The sequence below is a fragment of the Pedobacter sp. genome (assembly GCF_045627485.1).
Classification (GTDB): Bacteria; Bacteroidota; Bacteroidia; order Sphingobacteriales; family Sphingobacteriaceae; genus Pedobacter.
The window spans coordinates 1-7798 of the sequence record NZ_JAZQNU010000148.1 but is presented as its reverse complement, the minus strand read 5'-3'; the positions used below and the strand labels follow the sequence as shown (position 1 = coordinate 7798).

The following is a 7798-nucleotide window of genomic DNA, read 5'->3' as shown; positions in this document are numbered from 1 at the left end:
AACTAGGCCGCGTTTTAGGTCCACGTAACCTTATGCCAAACCCTAAGTCAGGTACTGTAACCAACGAAGTTGGCAAAGCAGTTACTGATGTAAAAGGTGGGAAAATAGATTTTAAAGTTGACAAAAGTGGTATCATTCACGCTTCGGTAGGAAAAGTATCATTCCCAGCAGAAAAGATATACGAAAACGCTTTAGAAGTAATTCAAGTAATTTCAAAATTAAAACCATCTGCTGCAAAAGGAACTTATTTTAAGAGCATTCATGTTTCTTCAACTATGAGTCCTGGAATTGCTATCGAACCTAAAACAGTAGCGGGGGCATAATTATGAACAGAGAAGAAAAACACGAACTAGTTTCAGCTCTTCAAGAGAAAATGCAAGAGTTTGGCAATTTTTATATTGCTGATACATCTAGCTTAACTGTTGAAAAAGTAAATAATATCCGTCGCAAATGTTTCGAAAGCGGGATCGAAATGCAGGTAGCTAAAAATACTTTGATCAAAAAAGCGATCGAAGGATTAGACGGCGATGCATCAGAGATCTTTACAGCGCTAAAAGGTCAGTCAGCATTATTATTCTCATCTACAGGTAACGGACCAGCAAAGCTGATCAAAGCCTTGAGAAAAACATCTGACAAACCAGTATTAAAAGGTGCTTACATTGATTCAGCAGTATATGTTGGAGATAACCATTTAGATACTTTAGTAAGCTTGAAATCAAGAGAAGAGCTTATTGGCGATATCATTGGATTATTACAATCTCCAGCTAAAAATGTTGTTTCAGCACTTAAATCTAGCGGTGGTAAAATTGCAGGAATTGTTAAAACTCTTCAAGAAAGAGAAGGTTAAGGAACGCCTTATAAGTTCATAATAAAATAAATTATTTTACGTAAATTTTTAAAATCTATAAAAATGGCAGATTTAAAAGCGTTTGCTGAGCAATTGGTAAACTTAACAGTTAAAGAAGTTAACGAATTAGCTCAAATCCTTAAAGACGAGTACGGTATTGAACCAGCTGCTGCTGCAGTAGCTGTTGCAGGTCCTGCTGGTGATGCAGCTCCTGCAGCTGAAGAAAAAACTACTTTTGATGTAATTTTGAAAGAAGCTGGTGGTTCTAAATTAGCAGTTGTTAAATTAGTAAAAGACTTAACAGGCTTAGGCTTGAAAGAAGCTAAAGAACTAGTTGACGGTGCACCAAAAGAATTAAAAGCTGGTGTTACTAAAGACGAAGCTGAAGGTTTGAAAAAACAATTAGAAGAAGCTGGAGCTGTAGTTGAAATTAAGTAATCACTTAATTTTAATATAACTTTATCATAGACTCCGACTATATAGTCGGAGTCTATACCTGTTTATAAACATTTCATTTAGTTTGGCTGATGAAATTGTGTTAGCGGCAAACCAAACAAATAGTTTATTCTTAAAGTAATTTAACTTTAGTCCATTGGCAAATAAAGTCGACCAAAGAGTAAATTTTGCACGTAGTAAGCATATCATAGACTACCCAGATTTTCTAGATGTGCAGTTGCAATCATTCAGAGAATTTTTTCAGATCGAAACTACTTCAGATAACCGTCATACAGAGGGTTTGTTTAAAGTATTTGCTGAGAATTTTCCAATCACGGATTCCAGAAACATTTTCGTTTTAGAATTCCTTGATTATTTTATTGATCCACCCCGTTATGATATACCTGAGTGTATTGACCGTGGATTAACTTACAGTGTTCCGTTAAAAGCGAAGCTTAAGCTTTCGTGTAACGACGCTGAACACGAAGATTTTGAAACGATTATTCAAGATGTATATTTAGGTACCATTCCTTATATGACCCCTAAAGGTACATTTGTGATTAACGGAGCAGAGCGTGTAATTGTATCGCAGTTGCACAGGTCGCCAGGTGTGTTCTTTGGCCAAAGCCGTCACACGAATGGTACTAAGCTTTATTCTGCCCGTGTTATTCCTTTCAAAGGTTCTTGGATCGAGTTTGCAACAGACGTTAATAACGTGATGTATGCCTATATTGATCGTAAGAAAAAGTTCCCGGTGACCACCTTATTGCGTGCTATCGGTTATGATTCTGATAAGGACATCCTTGAATTGTTTGATTTAGCCGATGAGGTTAAAGTAAGCAAATCTGGTTTGAAAAAATATATCGGACGTAAGCTGGCTGCAAGGGTATTAAGAAAATGGGTTGAAGATTTTGTAGATGAAGATACCGGTGAGGTAGTTTCTATAGATCGTAACGAAGTAATCTTAGACAGGGATACTGTTTTAGAAGATGAACATGTCGATATGATCATTGACGCGGGTGTAAAAACCATCATCTTATCAAAAGAGGATGGCGCAAGTCAAGCTGATTATACCATTATATATAATACATTACAAAAGGATACTTCAAACTCTGAAAAAGAGGCTGTGGAAAACATCTACCGTGCTTTGCGTAACGCAGAACCACCTGATGAGGAAACAGCAAGGGGTATTATCGAACGTTTGTTCTTCTCGGATAAACGTTATGACTTAGGTGATGTTGGTCGTTACCGCATCAACCGTAAGTTGAAAATGGATACGCCAGACCATGTGAAGGTTTTAACTAAAGCGGATATTATTGCTATTGTTAAGTACCTGATCAAATTAATCAACTCTAAAGAAGAGGTGGATGATATTGACCACTTATCGAATCGTCGTGTACGTACGGTAGGTGAGCAGTTATACGCTCAATTTGGTGTTGGTTTGGCACGTATGGCACGTACCATCCGTGAAAGGATGAACATTCGTGACAACGAGGTGTTTACGCCAACTGATTTAATTAATGCCCGTACATTGTCGTCGGTTATTAATTCCTTCTTTGGTACGAATCAGTTATCTCAGTTTATGGATCAAACGAATCCATTGGCAGAGATCACTCACAAACGCCGTTTATCGGCTTTAGGTCCAGGTGGTCTGTCACGTGAGCGTGCAGGTTTCGAGGTTCGTGACGTTCACTATACTCACTATGGGCGCTTATGTACCATTGAAACACCAGAGGGTCCAAACATTGGTTTGATTTCATCTCTTTGTGTTCACGCGAAGATTAATAATTTAGGGTTTATTGAAACACCATACAAGAAAGTAGTTGACGGTGTGGTTGCAGTAGAGGAACCGGTTATTTATCTTTCAGCTGAAGATGAGGATGGTAAAACCATTGCGCAGGCAAATGCTTCTTACGATGATCAGGGTAATTTTACCACTACGCGTGTTAAAGCACGTTACGAGGGTGACTTCCCGGTTATTGAGCCTGAGAAATTAGATTTAATGGATGTTGCACCGAATCAGATTACTTCGATTGCAGCTTCCTTGATTCCTTTCTTAGAGCATGATGATGCCAACCGTGCCTTGATGGGATCAAACATGCAGCGTCAAGCCGTGCCGTTATTACGTCCGGAAGCGCCTATTGTTGGTACAGGATTGGAAGGACGTGTTGCACGTGACTCCAGAACCCTGATCAATGCAGAAGGAAATGGTGTTGTTGAATATGTAGATGCTAACGAAATCACCATTAAATACGAAAGAAACGACGGCGATCGTTTAGTTTCCTTCGAGGGTGATAGCAAAACATACAAACTGATAAAATTCAAAAAAACCAATCAGAATACTTGTATTAACTTAAAACCAATCGTTAAGAAAGGTCAGAAAGTAACAAAAGGACAAGTACTTTGTGAAGGTTATGCTACCGAAAATGGTGAACTGGCATTAGGAAGAAACTTAAAAGTAGCTTTCATGCCTTGGCAAGGATACAATTTTGAGGATGCGATCGTAATTAATGAGCGTATTGTTAGAGATGATATCTTTACTTCATTACACATTGAAGAGTTTGAACTTGAAGTGCGTGATACAAAACGTGGAGAAGAAGAGTTAACCTCTGATATCCCTAACGTTTCTGAAGAAGCGACTAAAGATTTAGATGAAAACGGTATCATCCGTGTTGGTGCAGAAGTTAAAGAAGGTGATATCCTTATTGGTAAGATCACACCTAAGGGTGAGTCTGATCCTTCGCCGGAAGAGAAATTACTTCGTGCGATCTTTGGTGATAAAGCCGGAGATGTTAAACATGCTTCTTTAACAACGCCACCATCAATTAAAGGTGTTGTTATTGATACTAAATTATTTTCAAGAGCTAAGAAAACTACAAAAGCAGAAGAGAAATCTGCAATTGAGAAACTAGACAAGAGATATAACTTAGCTGTTGAGAACCTTAAAAACGAATTGGTTGATAAGTTGTTCCAGATTGTGAACGGCAAAACCTCCCAAGGTGTTTATAATGTTTATAAAGAACTGCTTTTCCCTAAAGGTGCTAAATTCACTCAAAAAAGCTTAGCTGATTTAGAGTATGCACACATCAATCCATATAAATGGACTACTGATGAGGACAAAAACGAACAAATTAAGTTATTGTTGCACAACTATGGTATTCGTGTAAACGAAGAACTAGGTGCTTACAAACGTGATAAGTTCGCCATTAGTGTAGGTGATGAGTTACCTTCAGGTATTGTTCAAATGGCTAAAGTTTATGTTGCTAAAAAACGTAAACTGAAAGTTGGTGATAAGATGGCTGGTCGTCACGGTAATATGGGTATTGTAGCCCGTATTGTACGTGATGAAGATATGCCTTTCTTAGACGATGGTACTCCGGTTGATATCGTGTTGAACCCATTGGGTGTACCTTCACGTATGAACCTTGGACAGATCTATGAAACGGTATTGGCTTGGGCTGGTCAGGAATTAGGTGTAAAATTTGCTACCCCGATTTTTGATGGTGCCAAACATGATGAAGTGGAAGAATGGATTGCCAAAGCTGGTGTTCCTGCATCTGGAAGAACCTATTTACATAATGGTTTGACGGGTGAGAAATTTGATCAGCCAACTACAGTTGGTATTATCTACATGTTGAAATTAGGCCACATGGTTGATGATAAGATGCACGCCCGTTCTATCGGACCGTACTCTTTAATTACACAACAGCCATTAGGTGGTAAGGCTCAATTCGGTGGTCAGCGTTTTGGTGAGATGGAGGTTTGGGCTTTAGAGGCATTCGGTGCAGCTAATATCCTACAAGAGATCTTAACCGTGAAATCTGATGATGTTATCGGTAGAGCAAAAACTTACGAAGCGATTGTAAAAGGGGAGAACCTGCCTACACCAGGCGTACCAGAATCATTCAATGTACTGGTACATGAGCTACGCGGACTAGGTTTAGATATTACGTTAGACTAAATGTTTTAGGTTATAAATACGGCGTGGTGTTCATCATCACGCCGCATTTTAGCTTAAGACTTACAAATAAAAAGATATGTCTTACAAAAAGGATAATAAATTAAAAAGCAACTTCACTTCCATAACCATCAGTCTGGCGTCGCCTGAGGCTATCTTGGAGCGTTCTAGTGGGGAAGTGTTGAAACCTGAAACCATCAATTACCGTACTTACAAACCTGAGCGTGATGGTTTGTTCTGTGAGCGTATTTTTGGTCCAGTAAAGGATTACGAATGTCATTGCGGTAAATATAAACGTATCCGTTATAAGGGTATTGTTTGTGATCGTTGTGGTGTTGAAGTAACGGAAAAGAAAGTACGTAGAGAGCGTATGGGACACATCAATTTGGTGGTTCCTGTTGCGCATATCTGGTATTTCCGTTCCCTGCCAAACAAAATCGGTTACTTATTAGGTTTGCCGACCAAGAGATTAGACTTGATTATTTACTACGAACGTTATGTAGTTATTCAGGCTGGTTTAATGGAGGAAGAAGGTATCCAGTATATGGATTTCTTAACCGAAGAAGAGTATCTGGATATTCTTGACAAGTTGCCTAAAGAAAACCAATATTTGGATGACAAAGATCCTAATAAATTCATCGCCAAAATGGGTGCTGAAGCATTAGAGGATTTGTTGAAACGTATTGATTTAGACACTTTATCTTACAACTTACGTCACCAGGCGGCTAACGAAACTTCTCAGCAACGTAAAAACGAAGCTTTAAAACGCTTACAAGTTGTAGAAGCTTTCCGTGGTTCAAGATCTCGTATCGAGAATAATCCGGAATGGATGATCATTAAGATCGTTCCTGTTATTCCACCAGAATTACGTCCATTAGTTCCTTTAGAAGGTGGTCGTTTTGCGACTTCAGATTTAAATGATCTTTACCGTCGTGTAATTATCCGTAACAACCGTTTAAAACGTTTGATCGAAATCAAAGCGCCAGAAGTAATTTTACGTAATGAGAAACGTATGTTACAGGAAGCGGTGGATTCACTTTTTGACAATTCACGTAAAGTGAATGCAGTTAAAACTGAAGGTAACCGTGCTTTGAAATCACTTTCTGATATTCTGAAAGGTAAACAAGGTCGTTTCCGTCAAAACTTATTAGGTAAACGTGTGGATTATTCTGCTCGTTCTGTAATTGTTGTAGGTCCTAACCTAAAATTACATGAATGTGGTTTACCTAAAGATATGGCTGCAGAGCTATTCAAACCGTTCATCATTCGTAAGATGATTGAACGGGGTATTGTAAAAACAGTAAAATCTGCTAAGAAAATTGTAGATAGAAAAGATCCTTTAGTTTGGGATATCTTGGAAAATGTACTGAAAGGTCACCCTGTATTATTGAATCGTGCACCTACGTTGCACAGATTGGGTATTCAGGCTTTCCAACCGAAATTAATTGAAGGGAAAGCGATACAATTACACCCATTAGTATGTACTGCATTTAACGCGGATTTTGATGGTGACCAGATGGCAGTCCACTTACCTTTAGGTAATGCTGCAATTTTGGAAGCCCAAGTTCTGATGTTAGCTGCACACAATATTTTGAATCCAGCGAATGGTACACCGATTACGGTTCCATCTCAGGATATGGTTTTGGGTCTTTATTACATTACTAAAGGCCGTAGAACTGATGCAGACAGAGTAGTTAAAGGACAAGATTCTATTTTCTATTCTCCTGAAGAAGTAATCATTGCTTACAACGAGAAGAGCATCGATCTTCACGCATTTATTAAAGTTAAGGTAAATGTTAAAGAAGAAGACGGATCAATCGTTAGTAAATTAGTAGACACTACAGTTGGTCGTGTATTATTCAACCAGATGGTTCCAGCAGAAGTTGGTTTCATCAATGAATTACTAACCAAGAAATCACTTAGGGACATCATTGGTCATGTGGTAAAAATTACCGGAATGGCACGTGCAGCTCGTTTCCTTGATGATATCAAAGAATTAGGTTTCCAAACGGCCTTTAAAGGTGGTTTGTCGTTTAACTTGCAGGATGTTAATATTCCGGTAGAGAAAACAGCTTTATTGGAGCAAGCTACTGCAGAAGTTGAAGAAGTAAGGAATAACTATAACATGGGATTCATTACTAACAACGAGCGTTATAACCAAATTATCGATATCTGGACTCGTATTAATAACCGTTTAACATCATACGTGATGACACAGTTATCGAGCGATAACCAAGGTTTCAACTCCGTTTACATGATGTTGGACTCTGGAGCCCGTGGTTCGAAAGAGCAGATTCGTCAGCTATGCGGTATGCGTGGTTTGATGGCTAAACCTCAAAAATCAGGTTCTGGTGGTGAGATTATTGAGAATCCAATTCTTTCAAACTTTAAAGAAGTCGGAGGCCAAGCGGTCTTAGGAAGACAATAGAGAGGGACAACTCCTTGGCTCACAGAACGACATGGCTAGATCCGACTTATGCGTGGTTTGATGGCTAAACCTCAAAAATCAGGTTCTGGTGGTGAGATTATTGAGAATCCAATTCTTTCAAACTTTAAAG

The 7798-nt window shown here is 38.7% G+C and carries 3 protein-coding genes and 2 pseudogenes; all 5 read left to right on the top strand.

The window, feature by feature from the left end:
• A pseudogene (locus ACR2F3_RS11555) lies at nt 1-323 on the top strand (50S ribosomal protein L1); the annotation flags it as partial.
• A gap of 2 nt (nt 324-325) precedes the next feature.
• A complete protein-coding gene (gene rplJ, locus ACR2F3_RS11550; RefSeq protein ID WP_432710130.1) occupies nt 326-847 on the top strand; it encodes a 50S ribosomal protein L10 in 522 nt (173 codons plus the stop codon).
• Nucleotides 848-910: 63 nt separating this feature from the next.
• Nucleotides 911-1285: a 50S ribosomal protein L7/L12 gene (rplL, locus tag ACR2F3_RS11545; protein WP_432710129.1), complete on the top strand. Its 375-nt coding sequence runs from the start codon at nt 911-913 to the stop codon at nt 1283-1285.
• Nucleotides 1286-1439: 154 nt separating this feature from the next.
• On the top strand, nt 1440-5243 hold the full coding sequence (gene rpoB / locus ACR2F3_RS11540; RefSeq protein WP_432710128.1) for a DNA-directed RNA polymerase subunit beta: 3804 nt from the start codon (nt 1440-1442) through the stop codon (nt 5241-5243).
• A gap of 76 nt (nt 5244-5319) precedes the next feature.
• Nucleotides 5320-7635 (top strand): annotated as a pseudogene (gene rpoC, locus ACR2F3_RS11535) (DNA-directed RNA polymerase subunit beta'); the annotation flags it as partial.
• Nucleotides 7636-7798 lie beyond the last annotated feature (163 nt).